Annotated in this window: 12 protein-coding genes; 9 read left to right on the top strand and 3 right to left on the bottom strand. The window is 51.0% G+C overall.

Annotated features, from left to right (window positions below; all coding sequences use genetic code 11):
- Nucleotides 1-259: 259 nt before the first annotated feature.
- The gene (locus Q0577_RS23290; protein ID WP_298740592.1) at nt 260-2,599 is read left to right on the top strand and encodes a hypothetical protein; all 2,340 of its coding nucleotides are present in this window, start codon (nt 260-262) and stop codon (nt 2,597-2,599) included.
- 69 nt (nt 2,600-2,668) lie between these two features.
- On the opposite strand, the gene Q0577_RS23285 is transcribed toward Q0577_RS23290, so the two are convergent.
- On the bottom strand, nt 2,669-6,307 hold the full coding sequence (locus Q0577_RS23285; protein WP_298740590.1) for a BamA/TamA family outer membrane protein: 3,639 nt from the start codon (nt 6,305-6,307) through the stop codon (nt 2,669-2,671).
- A 101-nt stretch (nt 6,308-6,408) separates the two neighbouring features.
- Nucleotides 6,409-7,251, bottom strand: coding sequence for a hypothetical protein (locus Q0577_RS23280; RefSeq protein ID WP_298740587.1), 843 nt, complete (start codon nt 7,249-7,251; stop codon nt 6,409-6,411).
- Between the two features lie 82 nt (nt 7,252-7,333).
- Here Q0577_RS23280 and Q0577_RS23275 point away from each other — a divergent pair, with 82 nt between their 5' ends.
- From Q0577_RS23275 to Q0577_RS23255, 5 genes are read left to right on the top strand one after another with little or no spacing between them, the layout of a single operon-like run.
- Nucleotides 7,334-8,617, top strand: coding sequence for a Pycsar system effector family protein (locus tag Q0577_RS23275; protein ID WP_298740585.1), 1,284 nt, complete (start codon nt 7,334-7,336; stop codon nt 8,615-8,617).
- A 6-nt stretch (nt 8,618-8,623) separates the two neighbouring features.
- The gene (gene ppk1 / locus Q0577_RS23270; protein WP_298740583.1) at nt 8,624-10,693 is read left to right on the top strand and encodes a polyphosphate kinase 1; all 2,070 of its coding nucleotides are present in this window, start codon (nt 8,624-8,626) and stop codon (nt 10,691-10,693) included.
- A gap of 51 nt (nt 10,694-10,744) precedes the next feature.
- Entirely contained in the window at nt 10,745-11,248 is a 504-nt protein-coding gene (locus Q0577_RS23265; protein WP_298740581.1) for a thioredoxin family protein, read from the top strand.
- 7 nt (nt 11,249-11,255) lie between these two features.
- On the top strand, nt 11,256-11,726 hold the full coding sequence (locus Q0577_RS23260; RefSeq protein ID WP_298740579.1) for a DUF4442 domain-containing protein: 471 nt from the start codon (nt 11,256-11,258) through the stop codon (nt 11,724-11,726).
- Nucleotides 11,727-11,741: 15 nt separating this feature from the next.
- Nucleotides 11,742-13,154 carry an MBL fold metallo-hydrolase gene (locus Q0577_RS23255; protein WP_298740577.1) on the top strand — a complete coding sequence of 471 codons (1,413 nt, stop codon included), beginning with the start codon at nt 11,742-11,744 and terminating at the stop codon, nt 13,152-13,154.
- A 61-nt stretch (nt 13,155-13,215) separates the two neighbouring features.
- Here Q0577_RS23255 and Q0577_RS23250 read toward each other — a convergent pair whose 3' ends face one another.
- Entirely contained in the window at nt 13,216-15,771 is a 2,556-nt protein-coding gene (locus tag Q0577_RS23250) for a M1 family aminopeptidase (protein WP_298740575.1), read from the bottom strand.
- A gap of 122 nt (nt 15,772-15,893) precedes the next feature.
- Here Q0577_RS23250 and Q0577_RS23245 point away from each other — a divergent pair, with 122 nt between their 5' ends.
- The 3 genes from Q0577_RS23245 to truA are packed head-to-tail and all read left to right on the top strand — an operon-like array spanning nt 15,894 to nt 18,845.
- A complete protein-coding gene (locus tag Q0577_RS23245) occupies nt 15,894-16,391 on the top strand; it encodes an acetyl-CoA carboxylase biotin carboxyl carrier protein subunit (RefSeq protein ID WP_298740573.1) in 498 nt (165 codons plus the stop codon).
- A 46-nt stretch (nt 16,392-16,437) separates the two neighbouring features.
- Nucleotides 16,438-18,087: a DUF4476 domain-containing protein gene (locus Q0577_RS23240; RefSeq protein ID WP_298740571.1), complete on the top strand. Its 1,650-nt coding sequence runs from the start codon at nt 16,438-16,440 to the stop codon at nt 18,085-18,087.
- Nucleotides 18,087-18,845, top strand: coding sequence for a tRNA pseudouridine(38-40) synthase TruA (truA, locus tag Q0577_RS23235; RefSeq protein ID WP_298740569.1), 759 nt, complete (start codon nt 18,087-18,089; stop codon nt 18,843-18,845). The genes Q0577_RS23240 and truA overlap by 1 nt, the downstream gene beginning before the upstream one ends.
- The last annotated feature ends 1,262 nt before the right edge of the window (nt 18,846-20,107 follow it).

Below are 20,107 nucleotides of genomic sequence, written 5' to 3'. Positions count from 1 at the left end.
GGTTTGAGGTTGCTTTGAAGTCCCGGTTTCAAGGTTTGGTACAAGTGTTCCTTTTTGGGTATACAGGTACTGAACCTTTAACATTTTAACGAACCTCAATCTTCAAACCTCAAACCTCAAACTTCAAACTTGGCAAAAAATGTTATAAATTTGCAAAACTTCCTTCCACTGCTTATTCCTGCACAAACGGTCACACTGTTAGACGTTACCTTTCTATGACAAAATATTGGGAATGGTTTAATTTATACGCTAGTTGATTATGAGAGTTTTAACCGCACAAACGGGCGTTTTTAAAGAAGAAGGGGTGATTGAAAGCCGTATATCCTTCGCTCCTTTCGTGAGGTTCCTGAAAGAAAAGGCAGCCAAGGGAGATGATACGCGCGCATCTTACTACCAGCAGCTGGTAGATAAGTTTGAACAAACCCCCACCGCCCTCGTGCCCTTCAAAGGGCCCGAAGAAGTGGCAGCGCACCAGGAATTACTGGACATCGTAGCGGCCAACGTTTTCCCGGTAACCGCTGATATGGATAAGGACATCTATGGCATCGGCATGCCATATAAGTTTGCCATTTTTTACTACTCGGAACAGTTCAAAAAGGTCTTCACCAAAGATGGTGAGCACCTGGCTACCGCTCCTCATGGCATCGCCACCGAAAAAGTGGAGCGCGATAAAAAGGAATGGCTGTATAAGCTCATCCTCCAGAAAGTATATGATTTTCCCGTGAGCTATGACACAGAGATCATCCACACCGTAGCTACCCCCGACAACAGCAACGGCATCAAAGGCTATGTGAAGGTAAAGGTAGACCCCCGCTTTGTAGACGTAAAGGTAAAAGGCACACTGCCCGACCTCTGCTACGACAAGGTATGCCTTAAACAGGCCTCCCTGGAGTGGCTGGAAGAAGTGCTGCCCCTCAGCCTTTTCACCCTCGAAGGATTTGTGATCTGGACCGTGAAGGATGTTACCCAGGAACAGGTGCTCAACCGGGTGAAAGACCTGGTCATGAACATGACCGAAAAGAACGAACTGAAAAGCTACCGCAAGTTCGAAGAGAACATACTGGCCGCCGCGCAGATCAAAGACGCCAGCGTACACCTGCTGCCCGTACCCAAGATCAACGGCCGTTACCTGCTCGAATCCCGCTTTACCGAAACAGACATCGTGCTGGGGATGAAGGGAAGCGAAAAAACACAGCAACACCTGTTTCAGCAAATGCTGGAGTATGTGCTGGGAACCCTGGACCCGCTGATACTGCCAACCGTGAACGAGACCACCGTGCAGCCGTATCCCTTCCTGAAATACCTGCCGTTGAAAGGCATCAAAAGCTTTATCATGGCCCCGGTAATGCATGAAGATGGCCTGCTGGGCATCATAGAGATGGCCTCCACCCAGGAGAACGCCATTACCCTTGAAGCCCTCGGCCATATGGAAGTGCTGTATCCCATGGCGCAGATGTTCGTCAGCAGGAGCCTCAGCATCCTGAACAACCGCATCACCGGTGTAATCAAAGAAGAATTCACCGCCCTGCAGCCCGCAGTGGAATGGAAATTCATTGACGCCGCCTGGAACTACCTGCACACCCCTCCGGGTGAGCGTAACTATATCGGCAACATCACCTTTAATGATGTATACCCGCTGTACGGCGCTATCGATATCCGCAACTCTTCTATTGAACGCAGCAATGCCATACATGAAGATCTGCGCGAACAGCTGCTGCTCACACAGGATACCCTTGCACAGATTGATGGTAACATACATCTGCCCCTGCTGGAGGAATTGCGCGTCAGGAATGATGTCCTGCTGAGCGGGATAGACAGCACCATGCTGTCTGAAGAAGAACAGCAGATCACCGAATTCCTTGACCAGGAGATCGCCCCGCTGTTCCGCCACCTGTACGACAGCCATCCAACGCTGCACCCGCTGCTGAACAGGTATTTCCAGACCATCGATAAGGCAGAAGGCCACATTCTCCGCAACCGGCAGGAATATGAGGCCAGCCTGGCTGCCATCAACATGGCCATCAGCCAGTATCTGGACAAGGAAAAGGAAAATATCCAGCTGTCATTTCCCTGCTACTTTGAAAAATACCGTACAGACGGGATAGAGTATAACATCTATATCGGGCAGTCCATTGCCCAGTCCCGTAAGTTCGACATGCTCTACCTGCGCAACCTGCGACTGTGGCAGCTGTCGTCCATGGCCGAAATAGCAAGGCTGACCCACAAGCTCAAGGGAGAGCTGAAAGTACCGCTGCAAACCACGCAGCTGATCCTGGCGCACAGCAATGCGATAGACATCAGCTTCCGTCATGACGAAAGACGTTTTGATGTGGAAGGCGCTTACAACATCCGGTACGAAATCATGAAAAAACGGATCGATAAAGTGCATGTGGAGCCCGGCGGACAACGCCTCACGCAGCCCAACACCATCGCCGTGGTATACGCCTATGCCAAAGAGATGGAAGAATACCGTAAGTACATACAGTTCCTGCAAAGCAAGAACATCCTGAAACCCGGTATCGAAATGCTGGAACTGGAAGAGCTGCAGGGCATCAGCGGCCTCAAGGCCATGAGAGTACAGGTGAACCTGGAAGATTAAAAAAACAAGGGTCTTCAGCCGTAGTCAGTGACGATGGCTGAAGACCCTTTTATTTATACTTGCAAGACCTTAAAACCTGAACCCCAAAGTCACATACGGCAGCGTCCCTTCTTTTGACTTACCCACTGTAGCCGTCACCACAAACATATTCACCGGTACCAGGAATATGCCCCCGCCATACCCGTTATGCCACCTGCCTGATTTTTCTCCTTCCAGCCATACACGGCCCACATCATTGAACGCCAGCAATCCCACGGAAGCCGGGAACAGGTACGACTGGAACTGGAACAGCTTTATGCGCAGCTCTAAATTATTATACACCATACTGCTACCCGCAAAACGGTTGTTACGATAGCCGCGCAGGTTCTGCACACCACCCAGCATCAGGGCCTGGAAGAATTCATAATGGCCCCAGATATGCCCGCCGCCTAAACGGGTTACCAGCACTACATTGGCAGGAATGCTGATACTGGTGTAAAGGCTCAGGTCTGATGTAGCCTGCAGGTAATTATGTTTTTCCTGGTTCAGCCCCTGGGTGCCTAATGCGCTGGTGGTCCATTGCAGACCGCGTGTAGGCAGCACCTCGTTATCGCGGGTATCTATCGTAATGCCTACCCGCAGCCCTGCATAATCTTTACTGGCAAAAACACTTTGTGAGTCCAGCCCGTTCTGCGGGAACTTGGTAACAAAGCGGTCAAAGTTCTCGTCTTTGTCAAGCGCATAGTGTGTGAAAGAAGGTCCGTAGAAGAACCGTACCTTGGCGCCCAGCTTGCTTTTCAGGAGGGCTTCCGCATTATACAGGTTATAACGGGAACGGTAGTACCAGATATCAAATGATTTATCGTACACACTTTGGTTACCCAGCCCGAAGAAGTTGATGGTATTATGCGGGGCTTTGGCGCTGGCGGTCAGCTCCAGGTCAGTATTGCCGATAGCGTCTGTAAATTCACCCCTGTAGCGGAACTGGTAAGCCTTGGTGGCAACAGAGTGACCGGCTAAAAAAGTATGCCGGGCAGCGAAAGGCTCTTTGCGCCAGCCCTGCTTGGTGTACTGGAAACCCAGTCCCAGCAGTATACCATCATCCAGGTTATAGCCTGCAAAGATCAGTGGCATCAGCCGGTCATATTTGAAAGACAGGCGGTCGTAGTGGATCACAGAAGGGCTGGAGGAAAGGCGGAGCCGGGCATGATGCACGTCAAAGCTGTCCTTTCCCTGGCGCAGATCGTATATGCGTACCGGTTTACCACCGCCACTGGAGCTGTCGATATAGGTATCGCTGTCTTTGCCGCCAATCAGCCGTATCCTGATCGGGCTGCCGTGATCGCCGCTTATAATGAAACGGTCAGACCCTCCAAGGCCATAGAGGCGGATCTCCTTTGTATCGGCAGGGTCAAAGGTGCGGGAGTAGATGGCCTGCTCTCTTTCACCGTCCTTGCTGATCTTGTAGGCGTTAACAGCCACTTTCCCTTCCGGCAGTTTCTGAATGGAGAACAGTTCATTTTTCAGGGTACCGGGTATATCCACTTCTTTGGCCAGGAAGCGGTAGTATTTCATGGCAGCGGGCTCCAGCAGCTCGCGGCGGGCCTTCAGGTTGTTGAAGGTTTCATCGCCCACCATGGCGCGTACCGTGTCTGGAAAGCGTTTTACAGCGCTCAGCATCACGGTGTCTGTCATCTGCTGCACAAATTGCTGTATACCGTTCTGCCATTGCTGTTTGTCCAGCTGGTTCATGAAAGACCGGTCAAAATAACGGGCGTTGAAATTAAAGCCGTTAATATCCCGGTAGTGGTCGTTGAATCCCTGGAACTTGGGCAGGGCCCATTTGCGGGAAGCAAGCCACGGTAGCACACCCTGGCTTACAAAAAAGGCCTGGTCGCGGTCTCTCGGAATGGGGTAGAAGGTTTTGCTTTTCCCATCCTTACTTTTCACAGCGCCCCAGCGCCATTGGTCATCATGGCGGTCCCAGTCGCCTACCAGCATATCCAGCAGGCGGGCGTGCAGCACCTTATCCTGTTCAACGGAATTATCATTGTCACCCTGCAGTTGTTTCAGGGTCTTTTCAGTATTGTTGGTTTTGTCTTTTACCGGTTCCCTTTCTTCCAGCAGGTATACATCTCCGCCAAAAGCTTCGTAGATACCCAGCGAGGTATCCTTGGGCAGGTATACAAATGTTGGGTTGGCATGAGGTATGCCCGCGGCATGAGCCAGGGACGCTACTACCGGTGCTGCATAGGGGTTGGAAGAAGATATCTGGTCCTGCACCACGTCTTTGGCAAAGGTTTCCCTGAACTCTTCCGGCAGGGCATTGCGCGGGTCTTTCTTGATTGAGCGCAGCGCCCATTCTTCGCCCTGGGGGTCTTCCAGCCGCAGGGATTTGGTTTGCAAACCGCCGCCCCGCTGGGTAATACGTAATCCGCCTTTCTCCTTGCTGAGGTCCAGCACCGGGAAATTCAGCGGTGCTGCCCACACGGCGCGGTAGTTGTTGCCCAGCCACCAGCGGTGAAAGCCGCTGGCCTTGTTGTATTGCACATCTGCCGCCATCCTTACAGAAGAAGGCAGTGCGGAGGCAGGTGTACTGGTGGCCACCGCCGCCTTTTTGATATCCGATAGCTTCAGCAGGGCGCTTTCGTATACAGGTTTTTGCAGGTCTTTGATCAGGTAATATTGTACCCGCAGGGTGCCGTCTTCCATCAGCTCCAGCGTACTGAAACCGTTACCGTAGCTGGCAAATAGGGAATGTTTCCCTTTCTTTACCCGGTCGTGGTGAGAGGCGCTGCCGCTGACGATATAATAATGCTGCCCGTCTTTCAGCAATTGCAGCGCATGATCATGCCCCGCTACAAACACCGTGGGGCCATGCGTTTTAAAGGTTTCCTCCACCCGTTTGATCATCTGCTGGTATTCAGGATGGGGAATGTCTTCCCGGGCGCCAAATACCCCGCGTGCAATGGGATAGATAGAACCCAGCACCGGTAGCGGGATGTACAGCCCCGGCTTCAGGTCAGTAAAAGGAAAGATATGTTGCTTGATAGTATAATATCCGCCGTGAATGCCATGGCTGCGGAAGGGGTGGTGAGTGGCAAACAGGATCAGTTTACCCCTGTTGCGGGCCACCAGGTCAGATAGTGCGGTGATCACCTCTTCCTTGTCCTTACAGTCGCAGGAAGAGCCGGCGCCCGGCTTCTGGTAGGGAAACAGCCACCATTCGCTGTCCATCACGATCAGCGTTACATCTTTGTTGATGGGCACTTCTACCGGGCCGGGGCATCCGTCCTGCGGTAAATAGCGCACATTGGGCAATGAGAGCGAGTCTACATATTGCTGCTGGTTGCGGACAATGTCCCAGCCGCCGGGCTTCATCTTGTTCCAGTCATGATTGCCGGGGATGAAGATGGCTTTGGATGCGGTGTTCTTTACCAGGCCTACTTCATAGTCCAGTATCTCTTTGGCATGGGGATAGCGTTTGTCTGCTTCATCGGGTAACCCGTAAGGATACACGTTATCGCCAAGATAGATAACGGTATTACGGGCATCCTGCATGTTATAACGCTGTCGTACAGCGTCGATGACCGGGTTACGGCCATCCTCGTGCAGTTCGCCTGCATCGCCTATCAGAATGATCCGCTGAACAACATTGTTGTCAGTCTGCGCGTACGCGGCGCCGCAGCTGGCCGCCGTGATAAGCAATGGGAAAAGTCTCCGCAACATGGTACGTTAATTTAATCGATACGGTTGATGGCAATCAATATCTAATATCGTAATGGGACCCAAGCTAAAGAATGTCTGAATTACGTATTTCGATGTATGTTTTATGGTTTGTAAGAAAATTTGAGAATGTCAGCAACGCCGTCTCCTGCTTCATTTGATATGTACATATCTCCGTTGGGGGCGAATGATATGCCTTCCGGTTGCTCAAACAGCTTGCCTCTGAGGTGATGCACCTCCAGTACCTGGCCCTTCATATCTGTTATTACCAGCAGGTTGTTGATGGCATCCACTATATATAAGCGTTTATCGATGGGGTGGATGGCAGCCGCTGAAGGCCTGAAATTCTTCATGTCATTGCCGTTGATTTTGGCGATCTGTTTTACGTCTATCCGGTAGGCCGGAACCGTATCATACTGCATAGTACCCAGGTCAAAGCGGTAAACGCTGGTGGCCCGCTGGCCTTTGTCTTCTGCGCACTGCTTGCAGATGATCATCAGGCTGTTGCTCGCAGTATCGGGGTAAATGCTCTCAAATTCCTGTTTCCCCTTCTTATGAAAGGGGTATTCGGTAGAAGTTACACTGTCTGTAAAGATATCATGCACCTGGTATAAAGTGCCGTTGCTTTTCAGCACGATCCAGCCTTTGGCGGTATGGATCAGGTCTTCATAATCGCCGCTGCGGCCAAATTTGGAATCGGGATAAGGCTTATTAGCGCTCAGGTCTATCAGGAAGATCTTGCCCTGCTCATCGTTGATGGCATATATGTGGTGCTCGTCGGGAAACAGCTGTATCCCCGATATTTCCTGCATGGATTCTCTTACCCGGAACCGTTCCGGTTCTGTAAGTTTATACCCCCTGGGGGATGTGTTTTTTTTCTGCTGATCGCTGAAAGCATTGCAGGAAATGAACAACAGTAAAAGCAGGGATGAAAAGCGTATATCCATAATTCAAGTTTGAGAGGCCTGTTTTCCTTGGTAAATTTAAATCAAAAATGCAGTAACTTGCTGTTCTTCTGAATTGTTATTTATGCAAATAGCGTCCATTATCGAAGCTGCAGGGCAGTATGTAAAGGCACAGTATCAGCAACATCCGAATCCAAACCTGGTTTATCACGACTTAACCCACACACAACAGGTGGTGGAAGCAGCGGAGCAGATTGCTGCGCATTACCGGCTCCAGGAGCAGGATCAGCTGGTGGTAATGGTAGCCGCCTGGTTCCATGACGCAGGGTATTTGCTGGGCAATGCCAAGGGGCATGAAGACAAAGGCGCTGAGCTGGCCCGCAACTTTCTCCGCGAACAGCAGCTGCCCGAAACAATTCAGGACCAGGTAAGCGGCTGTATCATGGCCACCAAAATGCCGCAAAACCCGCATAACCTGCTGGAAGAGATCGTATGCGATGCAGACCTCTTCCACCTGGGCTCCAAACATTATAAAGAGCGCAGCAAGGCCATGCGCCGGGAAGCCTCCGCTACCCTGGGCGAAGAGATCTCCCCCGCCGCCTGGGCAGGTACCAGCCTTTTATTCCTGGAAAATCACCAATACTTTACAGACTACTGCCGCGTACTGCTCAAGGAACAGAAAGATGATAATATCCGCTGGCTTAAAAAGAAAATGAATAAAAAACATAAGGACGAAGAAGAAACGGCAACATCAGCAGCTTCCACGCATTTGAACGCAAATCCGCTGCCCGCGTCTGCAGAACACCAGACCAAGGAAGAAAAGAAAAAAGAAGATAAGAAGGAAAAAGATAAAGAGGCGAAGAAAACCGGCAAATTCGGCAGGGGCGTTGAAACCATGTTCCGTACCACCTCTACCAACCATATACGCCTGAGCTCTATGGCAGACAGTAAGGCGCATATCATGATCTCTACCAACGCCATCATTATATCCATCCTCTTATCGGTGCTGCTGCGCAAACTGGAAGACAATCCCAACCTGATCATTCCCTCTTTCATACTCCTGGCCACCAGCGTGGTCACCATTATTTATTCCGTGCTGGCTACCAGGCCCAATATCACCAACGGCCGTTTTACCCGCGATGACATCGAGAAGAAAAGGACCAACCTGCTGTTCTTCGGTAACTTCCACGGCATGACCCTGGAAGAATACGGCTGGGGCATGACTGAAATGATGAAAGATGCCAATTTCCTGTACGGAAGCCTTATCCAGGACATCTACCACCTGGGCGTAGTGCTGGGCCAGAAATACCGCCTGCTGCGCATCGCCTATAATATTTTTATGTGGGGCCTCATCATCTCCGTTCTGGCCTTCGTAGTTGCTGTGGTTTTCTTTCCGGTAAAAGACTAATAATGCATGGATATTCCATTATATGATCGTGATCTGAGCTGGCTTTCCTTTAACTATCGTGTGTTGTGTATGGCAAAGGATGAACGGGTACCCTTATACGAACGGATCCGCTTCCTTTCCATCTTTTCTTCCAACCTCGATGAATTTTTCCGTGTACGCATGCCCGCTATACTGGCCGTGAACAGGCTGCTGCAGCAGGATCCGGAAGCAGCGGGAGAGGAGCCCGTATCCCCCGATACCCTGCCGGCCATCCAGCAGGAGATAGACCGCCAGCAGCAGGAGTTCGGACAGATACTCACCGGTACCCTGCTGCCCGAACTGAATAAGCAACAGGTACACCTGTACTATAAGGAAACCATTCCGCCCGTACATGATGCCTTTTTAAGAGAATATTTCCTGAACAGGGTGCTGGCCTACCTGCAGCCCGTATGGCTGCACAGCAAACAGCATTTCTTCCTGGAAAATAACACGCTGTACCTGGTAATCGCCCTTCACCCGAATGATGCGCCCGAAAAGGAGGAGTACGCCGTGGTGAACATTCCCAGTCAGCAGCTGCCCCGCTTCATAGAACTGGATCCGGTAGACGGTATGTATTACATCGCTACGCTGGATGATGTGATCAGGCAGCATGTTGCCTTCCTCTTTCCTTATCATACCATCGCCGGCTGTTACAGCATCAAAATAACGAGAGACGCCGAAGCCGATCTCAAAGAACTGAAAGGCGATGTGCTGGAACAGGTGGAAACCATGATCCGCAAACGGGAACTCGGCATACCTACCCGCTTTCTCTATGATGCAGCTATGCCACAGACGGTGCTGCAACACCTGCTCACTTATTTTAACATCCAACCCGGCGAGCCCGTCCAGGGTGGCCGCTATCATAACCTGAAAGACCTGGCAGATCTGCCCATGCCCCTCAAATCGCCGGCGCTTACCTACGGAAAACTTCCCGCAGGACGTATGCCCATGGTAGAGCAGGCCGGGCGTATATGGGACATCGTTATGCAGCAGGATGTGCTGCTGCATGTGCCTTACCAGCGTTATGACCCCATCCTGCGCTTCTTTAACGAAGCCGCCGCCGATCCCGATGTAAAAGAGATCTTTATCACCCTCTATCGCATCGCTTCGGGTTCGCTCATCGCCAATGCGCTGATCAGTGCGGCCCGCAATGGTAAACAGGTAACCGTGTTCGTAGAGCTGAAGGCCCGTTTTGACGAGGAGAATAATATCCGCTGGTCAAAGAAAATGAAAGATGCGGGTGTGAAGATCGTATATAGCATCCCCGGACTGAAAGTACACGCCAAAATAGCGCTGGTAAAGCGCAAACAGGGCATTCGGTGGGATTATATCGGTCTCATGTCTACCGGCAATTTTAATGAAAGCACCGCCCGGTTCTATACAGATCATGTGCTGATCACCGCCCACCCGGGCATCACCCGGGAGCTGGAATTAGTGTTCCTCTACCTGCAGACCAGGGAACAGCCCGCCGGATACCGTTTCATGCACTTCCAACACCTGATGGTGGCACAATTCAACCTGGTAGCCCGTTTTACGGAGCTGATAGACCGCGAGATCGCCCATGCCCAAGCGGGTAAAAAAGCTGCCATCACCATCAAGCTGAACAACCTGCAGGAAAAGCAGATGATCGCCAAACTCTGCGAAGCCGCACAGGCAGGAGTTGAAGTAAAGCTGATCGTGCGCAGTATCTGCTGCCTGCAGCCAGACCAGCCGGGCAGCAGGGGTATAACGGTAACGCGTATAGTAGATCGCTTCCTGGAACATGCCAGGGTGTTCATCTTCCATAACGACGGACAGGAAGAAGTGTACCTGGGCTCAGCAGACTGGATGAACCGTAACCTGCATCGCCGTATTGAGGTGTGCTTCCCCTTATATGATCCGCAGCTGCAACAGCAGATAAAGGAGATCATCCGCCTGCAGCTGGCAGACAATACCAATGCCGTGCGGCTGGATGAACATATCCGCAATGTACCGCCGCCGCCACCGGCCGCCGGAACGGAAGTGAACGCGCAGACTGCCATTCATGCGTATGTAGCATCTTTATATGCATCAGCATAATTTCCTTATATTTAATAAATATATCCACGCTGATCACTAACAACTAATCATTTGCGACTAACAACGCTGTTCATAGGATTCTTTTTGCTGATGGCCGCCGCTGTAAACGCCCAGGCCCCTTATGACCTGGAGCATATCTACGATCCTTCGGCTAACGCTGCTGCAGATGTGGAGGCGGCTACCCGGCAGGCGGCAAAAGAAGGCAAGCACGTATTGCTGCAGATAGGCGGCAACTGGTGTATCTGGTGCCGCAGGCTGTATAAGTTCATGCATGATGATGCCCGGCTGGATAGCATGGTACGCAGTAATTACGTGGTGTATCATCTTAATTACAGCAAAGAGAACCGGAACCTTCCCCTGCTGCAAAAGCTGGACTATCCGCAGCGCTTTGGTTTCCCCGTACTGGTGATCCTCGACGCAAAAGGCGCCCGCCTCCATACACAGGACTCCGGCCTGCTGGAATCAGCAGACACCTACGATAAGAAGAAGCTGCAGAATATGCTCCGGCAATGGACGCCTGCCGCGCTGAGCCCTGCGCATTACGCTACCCAATAATGTTTTTATGACGTTTATCGACCGGGTAAAGCACCCTTTATTCTCATTGTACCTGCTGCGTAAGCTGCCCATTGCCTGGCTCTCCGGCGTAAGGGTGAGCCATATTGCGGCAGACAGCTGCACCACGGTGGTGCCTTTCCGCTGGTTAACCCAGAATCCTTTTAAATCCACCTATTTTGCCTGTCTTGGTATGGCCGCCGAAATGAGCACCGGCCTCCTGGCCATGGCCCATTCCAGCGAATCGCCTTACCGCGTTTCCATGCTGGTGACCGGCCTGCAGGCTTCTTTCGTAAAAAAGGCAAAGGAACGTACCTGGTTCACCTGCCGCGAGGGCCGCGCCATCAAAGATGCCATTGCTCACGCAGCCACAACCGGAGAACCGGTCACCATCACCGTACAAAGCAATGGTGAAAGCAGGGACGGCACACTAATTGCCAGTTTCGCAATTACATGGTCCTTTAAGGCCGTTAAGAAATAAAACACCACAAGAGATATGAAGATCGCATTCCATGGGGCGGCACGCACCGTGACGGGCTCCAAACATCTGATCACACTCAGGAACGGTAAGAAGATATTACTTGACTGCGGCATGTTCCAGGGAATGGGAAAAGAGACAGATTCCCTGAACCGCGATTTCGGTTTCGATGCGGCAGAAGTGGATTATATGCTGCTGTCGCACGCGCATATTGATCACAGCGGCCTGATACCACGCCTGGTAAAACAGGGCTATAAAGGCAGCATCTGGTGTACCTCCGCCACTAAAGACATGACAGAGGTGCTGCTGATGGACTCTGCCGAAATACAGGAAGATGATGTGAAGTTCACCAATAAGCGGCGCGCAAAGGAAGGACTGCCTTACATTGAAGCGCTCTACACGGTGGAGGACGCCAAACGTGCCCTTAACCGCTTAAAACCGGTAAGATACCAGGAATGGTTTCGTGTATGCGATGAAGTGGAGGCGATGTTTACAGACGCCGGTCATATTATTGGCAGCGCTGCCGTACACCTGCGTATCAATGAGAATGGTAAACCGCTGCAGATCACTTTCAGTGGCGACATTGGCCGTTATGGCGACGATATTCTCCGCTCACCGGCCCCTTTCCCGCAGTCAGACTATATTATCATGGAATCTACTTACGGCAGTACGCTGCATGCGGATGCCGTTCCTTCAGATGATGCGCTGATAGGGCATATCCACAATACCTGCCTGTTAAAGAAGGGCAAGCTGATTATCCCTGCCTTCAGTGTGGGCCGCACACAGGAACTGTTGTACTCCCTGAACCGGGCGCAGCTCAATGGCAAGCTGCCAAAGGTGGATATTTTTGTGGATAGTCCGCTGTCTATGGAAGCCACCCAGGTAGTGAAAAGTCACCCGGAATGTTTTAATAAGACAGTCTCCAAACTGCTGGAAACAGACAGCGATCCTTTTGACTTTCCCGGTCTTCGTTATATCCGGTCGGTAAGCGAATCCAAACAGCTTAACTTCCGGCGCGAACCCTGTGTAATTATATCTGCCAGCGGCATGGCGGAAGCGGGCCGTGTAAAACATCATATCGCCAATAATATAAATGATCCCCGTAACACTATCCTGATAGTAGGTTACTGCGAGCCGCAATCACTGGGCGGCCGCCTGATGAGGGGCGCAAAGGAAGTATCTATCTTCGGCACCCACTACGAGGTAAAAGCCGATGTGGAGATGGTGCGTTCCATGAGCGCCCATGGCGACTATGAAGACCTCCGTCAATGGCTGGGCTGCCAGGATCCCCGCGAAGTAAGAAAGCTCTTCCTGGTGCACGGGGAATACGAAGTGCAGACCATCTTCCGTGACTGGCTGCTGAAGAAAGGTTTCCGCGATATTGAAATACCGCAACGCCACTACGAAGTGGGTGTGGGGAACGGGGGATGAAGCCAGCAAAAAGGGCTGATCCTATACGGTCAGCCCTTTTTGTTTTATAGCATGCTAAATCTTACTCTCCGTTTCCGCTACTCTTCAATTCCTGTATTACTTTCTGGATATAATCACTCTGTTTTGTCAGCCCGTCCTTATCCGCTCCGTTGCCACCGGCGGCTTTAGCCTGTTTCTTCTGTACGATCGGCTGCATCAGGTTGATCAGGTAATTATTCACCATGTTATTCTTAAACTGGTCTGCCATCTCCTTGATCTGCCCGATGCCTTTGATCACCGCATCGGTATTATCCACATTCCCCAGTATATTCAAATACTGGATCGCTGCGTCAAATTTTGCCTGTCCGCCGCCGGCTTCTTCAAAGTTTTTGGCAAAGAAAGCCACATCGCTGCTGTTACCTTGCTTGGCGTATACTTCGCCGATAGCGGCAGAAAGTCCGCCTTTAGCAGTAGATTCCAGCTGTTTGGCCAGGTTATAGGCTTTATCGGCGTTCAGTTCATAAAGGGCTGTCAACGCAGCGCCGGCGGCACTGTAAGAGCTGTCTTTGATAGCGCCTTCAAACAGGGCGGTATATTTGGCATCTTTCAGGTTACCCAGCTGATCCAGGGCGGCTGCACGCACCAGGGCGTTCTCATCGCTTTTGGCCAGGGTAGCCAGCGTTGCGGCAGTAGCCTCTTTCACGGCGGCATCATCTAATTTCAGCCCCTGTATGGCCAGGATACGCAGGCCGTGAAATTTATCTTTCAGGGCAGCGGCCACCACTTTACGTGCATCTTCGTTGCTGGTCTGCTGTTTCAGGCAGGCTTCAATCGCTTCCCGGCGGTCCAGGTACAAAGGCGCGTGATGGAACTGGTACACGTAGGTGCTGAGATCGCGGTGGTCGGTTTTCTTTGCCAGCAGCACTTTATCGCCGTCCACATTCACGAATTCAGGTTTGGCAGTATATGAGAAGGTGAAGGTATCTACCGCATTGGTCATCATTACCTGGTGGCGTTCTTTTTTGCCGCCGCTGTAGATGTCTATCGCCATGGGCAGCTGGAAGATCTTACCGGTCTTCTGGGTTTGCTGCAATATTACACTTACTTTTTTAGCAGCTTCGTCATAGTTGTAGCTGATGTCCAGCTGCGGATATCCCTGTCCGAAATACCATTGGTTCCAGAACCAGTTCAGGTCTTTACCTGTCACTTCTTCAAAGGCCAGGCGCAGGTGATGGGATTCTGTTGCCTTGAAGGCATTGGTTTTCAGGTACAGGTTCAGTGATTTAAAGAAGGCGGAGTCGCCCACATAATTGCGCAGCATATTGAGGATACGGCCGCCTTTCTGGTAGCTTACCGCATCAAACATATCTTCCTTATCGCGGTAGTGGAAACGCACCAGGTCGCGGTCGCCTGCATACTGCGTGAACCGCATATAGCTGTTCATGGATTTATAGCTATGATCATCCGCCATGTCTTTACCGTACTTGTGCTCAAACCAGAGGTATTCGCTATAGTCGGCAAAAGATTCGTTCAGGGTAAGATTGCTCCAGGATTCGCAGGTGGCCAGGTCGCCAAACCATTGGTGGAAGAGCTCATGGGCGATCACAGATTCGCCGGATTTGTTATCGTCCAGCAGTTCGCGGCTGGTTTTCTGCAGGAAATCGCCATGCAGGGTAGCCGAAGTATTTTCCATGGCGCCGGAAACATAATCCCTCACTACGATCTGGGAATATTTGGGCCAGGCGTATTCATATCCCAGTATATTGGAATAGAAGGTCAGCATTTCAGGCGTATTGCCGAAGATCGCTTTTGCATAGGGGGCATAGGCGTGTTCTACGTAGTAGTTCACCTCTTTGCCTTTCCAGCTGTCTTTCACGATGGCGAAGTCGCCTACCGCCATCATAAACAGGTAGGGCGCATGCGGCAGGTCCATTTTCCAGGTATCGGTACGGGTGCCGTCAGGATTATTTTTCTGGTTTACCAGCTTACCGTTGGAGAGCGTTACATATTTCTTCTCTACGGTCATGCTGATCTCCTGGGTGGTTTTCTGGTTGTTCTTGTCGATAGTGGGGAACCAGGCGGATGATGCCTCGGTTTCACCCTGTGTCCAGATCTGGATGGGTTTGTCCGGATCTTTTCCGTCGGGGTTGATGAAGTACAGGCCTTTGGCGTCGTTGATGGCCGCGCTGCCCTGTACTTTCAGCTCATCCGGTTTGGCAGTATAGTCAATATATATGATATAGGATTCACTGTTCCGGTAGCTTTTGTCCAGCTTTATTTTCAGTTCCCAGCCGTCGTATTCAAACTTCAGCGGACTGTTCTTGCCGCCTTTTACCACGGCTACCTGTTTGATATCCATTCCCTTGGCGTCCAGGGTCAGGGAGTCTGTGGGGTAGAAGTGCGGTTTCAGCGTGATCCATGCCTTGCCGTATAAATATCTTTTAGCGTAATCAAAACGAACGTCCAGCTTAGTATGAACCAGGTCGTTCACCTTGGTAGGAGAAGCCCGGTATATTTTAAGGCGGGGATCTTCCTGGTTGTTGTCGGCTCCGGATTGTGCGCTGGCGGGGGCGTTCCAGGCTAATCCGGCAGTGGCTCCCAGTAAAATGCTCAGCAATGTTTTCGTCAATAAATTCATGTAATGTCGGTTTTAAACAAATGTAGCAGGTCTTTAAATCGATAAAGCCCAAATTTAAACAAATGGCCTAAATACAAGGCAAGTGGTTAAAATTCCTATTTTTGCCTTAAGACAGCAAGATAATGATAAAGGCAACTGTAAACGGGGGAGCTCCCCTTTCCATTGAGACTGGCGCTAAGGTGTACTGTAATGATACCATGGTAGATTGGTCGGCCCGAAAATTACCGGCGGGCAATTACAGTATTTTAATGGATGGACGCAGCTATACCGCACAGGTGCTGAAAATAGACCGGGAAGCCAGGATGGTAACCCTGGAGATAGCCCACCAGCGTTATGAGGTGGCTATCGAAGAACCGATCGATCAGCTGCTGGCTGCTATGGGCATCAAAGACGCCCTGGCGCATAAACTGAATGATATCAAGGCGCCTATGCCAGGCCTCGTATTAAAGATCCTGGTAGAGCCGGGACAAAGCATCCGCAAGGGGGATCCGGTATTGGTACTGGAAGCCATGAAAATGGAGAATGTATTCAAATCAGCAGCCGACGCTATTGTAAAAGCGATCAAAGTGGCTCCCGGCACCGCGGTGGAAAAAGGGGAGGTCTTAATAGTGCTGGAATAATATTTGCATAATCAATACGCATTAACGCGTTTTTAGCAATCCTGATATGATCCGATATTTTAAAAAGGGTATATATACCCTGCTGTTTTGCCTGTTGGCCGCGGGAAGGCTGATAGCCCAGGACCCGCAGTATTTCGTATATATCCAGCATGAGAAACAGCAACCGTTCTACGTAAAATATAAAGGTAAGATCCTCAGTTCTTCAGACAGGGGCTATATCATCCTGTCTGAACTGCCTGCAGGTACCCTGCCTGTTGCCATCGGCTTCGCCAAGAGCGACGAGCCCGAGCAGCAGTTTAAAATAAAGGTGGGTAAAGATGATCAGGGCTTCCTGCTGAAACGTACGGATGACAAGACATATGCCCTCTATAACCTGCAGACTTTTGCCGTGACCATGGCGGGCAGTGATGGCGGAGAGAATGGCCGTCTGCAGCCGCTGGATCAAACCGCTGCAGCTACTGCAGAGACAACGTCGCAGCCGGAGATGGCGCCGGAAACCGCCGAAGCAACGCCCGCTCCGCCGGCCGCAGATACCAATGGCCAGGCCATGATGGCGGCCCTGAAAAAAGACCTGGACGCCGCCATGGCAGGGAAAGCCGAAGTGTCTGCCACCACCGCAGCCACTACGCCTGCTGCTGCTAAACCCGCCAGAAAGACCAATAAATTTGCCGAAACCCTCGATAAGGTGGTACATGACGACCGCCCGGACGATATTTCCCTGGAAGAGCCTAAAGCGCCCGCCCCGGTTGCCGCTGCGGCGGTACCTGTAGCGGTAGACGCCAGCGCCGTTACAATAGATCCCGGAGAGGGCAGAAGGAACCGCAGGAAACGTAATAAAGAAAGAGAGCCGCTTACAGCAGAAGAACAGGCCCTGGCCAGGGAAGTGCTGGCAGAAGAGCAGAAAGCAGCTTTGCTGGATGATGATGCCACCGCAGCTGGTAATGAATCTGCTGCAAAGGCTAAAGAAGAAGCGCCAAAGGAGCAGCCGGCAACCCCTCCTGCAGATCAGCCGGCAACAGATGCGGCTGTAGCAGCAGCGGTACCTGCTATATTGCCCGCCACAGAGGACGTAACCGAAAAGAAGCCTAGAAAGTCAAAGAAAAAGAAAGATACCGATCCGCAGTTCATCGAGTTTATGGATGACAGCACCCAGGAACGCCAGCGTGTTGCCGTAGAGGAAACCACCCCTGCACCGGCTGTTGAAGATGCTGCTATGGCGGCGGCAACAGATACTACTGCCGGCGAATCCAGGCGCGAAAAACGCAAAAAGCGCAAGCTGGCGGAAGCGATAGAGATCACCGAAAATCCCAACAATATTGTAAAAGACAGTGTTGACTACGATGCGCCCCGCCGCAGGGATAAACAGGAAACCTCCGGGTCTGCGCTGAAAATGGTCAATTCAGACTGTGAAAAGCAGCTGGATGAAGATGGTTTCCGCAAGCTGCTGCGCAAATTTGTAGCCGCTAAGGATGATGCAGGGATGATAGAAGCCTTTCGCCGTAATACCCGCGGTTATTGCCTGGAAACGGCCCAGATAAAGCGGCTGGCCCAGCTGGTGAACACGGATGAATACCGTTACCAATTGCTGGATATGGCCTATCCCAAAGCCTATGACTCTGACAAGTATGGCAGCCTGAGCGATCTCCTGGCGGACAGCTATTACCAGGGCCGTTTTAAAGCAATGCTGCATAAGTAATGACCGGGTCTGCACTACGCCGTTATTTCATAGAAGTCTCCTATAAGGGCGCCAGATACGCCGGTTTCCAGGTACAGGAAAATGCCCTCACGATACAAGCGGAGCTGGACAGGGCTCTGAGCCTGCTTTTCCGTACGCCTATCGCTACCACCGGCTCCAGCCGTACAGATGCGGGCGTGCATGCCCTGCAGAACTTCCTGCATTTTGATACGGAGCTGCTGCCGCATCCGCAGTTCCTCTATAAGATCAATGCCATCCTCCCGGAGGATATTGTGCTGAAGGCCATTTACGAGGTAGCGACCGAAGCACATTCCCGTTTTGGCGCTACAGGCCGTTCTTACAAATACTACCTTTACACACATAAAGACCCCTTCATGAAAGACAGGGGCTACTATTTCCCCTACAAGCTGGATACCGGCCTGTTGCAGGAAGCGGCGGCCATCCTGAAAGAATACCAGGATTTCACTACTTTCTCCAAGCGTAACACCCAGGTAAAGACCTTCCTTTGCAACATCCGCGAGTCTTACTGGACAATCGGGGAGGACCAGCTGGTGTACAATGTATCTGCCAACCGCTTTTTGCGGGGTATGGTACGCGGCCTGGTAGGCACGATGCTGCGGGTAGGCCGTGGTAAGCTGTCGCTGCAGGAGTTCCGTGATGCGATAGAAAGCCGGGACTGTACCCGTGCCGATTTTGCGGTACCTCCCCAGGGCTTGTTCCTGGTAAAGGTGAGCTATCCTGAGGGGCTGCTGAAATAGCTTTTGTTAACCTTTTTCCTTCGCTGAACTTTCTTCAAAGAATGATTTAACCTATTGATTATCATGTTGTTTCCGCATTCCATCCGGGTGGGGGCTTTCTGCCATCCGGGCTGTAATGCAGTGTGAGCTTATGTTTGATAAGAGATATCTCCTTATTAAGCCCTTATTTATTCCTATCTCATCCCTTGTTTATTCCTTCCTTCTTAAAAAGGAAATATGTAGGGTTTAGGTTGGTATTAAGGTGATAAGAGGATGGAAAAACCGGAAAAAAGGGATTAAAGAGGGGAGAGGAGGCGCATGGATGCGGCAGGGAGTGGGGTTTAAGCGATTGTCATAGTGGGGTGTAGCGGGAAGAGAGCACCTGGGGCTTCAGCGCCCTCATTGCGAGCATAAAGGTCTTCAGCGCTCTAATTACGGAGGAGCAGTAAGGGAAGGAATGTGGCGCGGCGAAGCAATCTTCTAAACGGCAAACGGGTCTTCATCCCCGTCATTGCGAGGAGCAGTAAGGGAAGGAGCGTGGCGCGACGAAGCAATTTTTTTAATGTCAGATAATGAATTGCCTGCCTTTTTTAGTTCAAAGGATTGCTTTGTCGCTGCTCCCCGCAGGGCCTCATCGCTCCTTGCAATGACGGGGATGAAGGCCCGTTAGTACAACACTTGCCGTTGCTGAAGACCCTGTCTGAATGAACTTCGAACATCTTTGAACTCTAACTTTCAAACCTCAACCTCAACCTCAACCTCAACCTCAACCTCAACCTCAAACCTCAAACCTCAAACTTCAAACTTCAACCTCAAACTTAAAACCCTCTCCCCTGGCCCTTCTCCCTAAAACTTTCAAAAATCTTCTCTCAAAAATTTGGAAGTAATCAAAACTTCCCTACCTTTGCGTCCCGCTTTGATAGAAAGCACGCTTACAAAAGTTCTTTTCACACTGATTTTACTGCGGATATTGATAAACGTTATAAGCCCAAAAGCCTTATACCTGTTGAGTTTGATGGAAATAAGCAGTGAAATGAAATCGAAAAAAAATCTTTAAAAAAGATTTGGTTGGAAAGAAAAAAATCACGTACCTTTGCAACCCCGAAACGAACGATACAAACACAAGTTCTTCAGAAATAACAACGAGGTGTGGCGCAAGGCCTGATGGTTCACAACCATAACATCAACAGCATTCAAGCTGGCAGCTGTTAGTCAAAAACTAACAGTTGGTTTGAAACAAGATCTTTGAAAGATTGGAACAACAGCACATTAACTCTTTACAG

Origin of the sequence: uncultured Chitinophaga sp., assembly GCF_937898475.1 — a bacterium.
GTDB lineage: Bacteria > Bacteroidota > Bacteroidia > Chitinophagales > Chitinophagaceae > Chitinophaga.
Note: the sequence above shows the minus strand (reverse complement) of the source record. Positions and strands in the feature narration are given on the sequence as shown.

Bases quoted from the DNA above. Each gene is read 5' to 3' on its own strand.
- Q0577_RS23280 (WP_298740587.1), bottom strand. From the start codon at position 7,251: ATGGATATACGCTTTTCATCCCTGCTTTTACTGTTGTTCATTTCCTGC.
- Q0577_RS23250 (WP_298740575.1), bottom strand. From the start codon at position 15,771: ATGAATTTATTGACGAAAACATTGCTGAGCATTTTACTGGGAGCCACT.
- Q0577_RS23275 (WP_298740585.1), top strand. From the start codon at position 7,334: ATGCAAATAGCGTCCATTATCGAAGCTGCAGGGCAGTATGTAAAGGCA.
- Q0577_RS23240 (WP_298740571.1), top strand. From the start codon at position 16,438: ATGATCCGATATTTTAAAAAGGGTATATATACCCTGCTGTTTTGCCTG.
- ppk1 (WP_298740583.1), top strand. From the start codon at position 8,624: ATGGATATTCCATTATATGATCGTGATCTGAGCTGGCTTTCCTTTAAC.
- Q0577_RS23290 (WP_298740592.1), top strand. From the start codon at position 260: ATGAGAGTTTTAACCGCACAAACGGGCGTTTTTAAAGAAGAAGGGGTG.
- truA (WP_298740569.1), top strand. From the start codon at position 18,087: ATGACCGGGTCTGCACTACGCCGTTATTTCATAGAAGTCTCCTATAAG.
- Q0577_RS23260 (WP_298740579.1), top strand. From the start codon at position 11,256: ATGACGTTTATCGACCGGGTAAAGCACCCTTTATTCTCATTGTACCTG.
- Q0577_RS23255 (WP_298740577.1), top strand. From the start codon at position 11,742: ATGAAGATCGCATTCCATGGGGCGGCACGCACCGTGACGGGCTCCAAA.
- Q0577_RS23245 (WP_298740573.1), top strand. From the start codon at position 15,894: ATGATAAAGGCAACTGTAAACGGGGGAGCTCCCCTTTCCATTGAGACT.
- Q0577_RS23285 (WP_298740590.1), bottom strand. From the start codon at position 6,307: ATGTTGCGGAGACTTTTCCCATTGCTTATCACGGCGGCCAGCTGCGGC.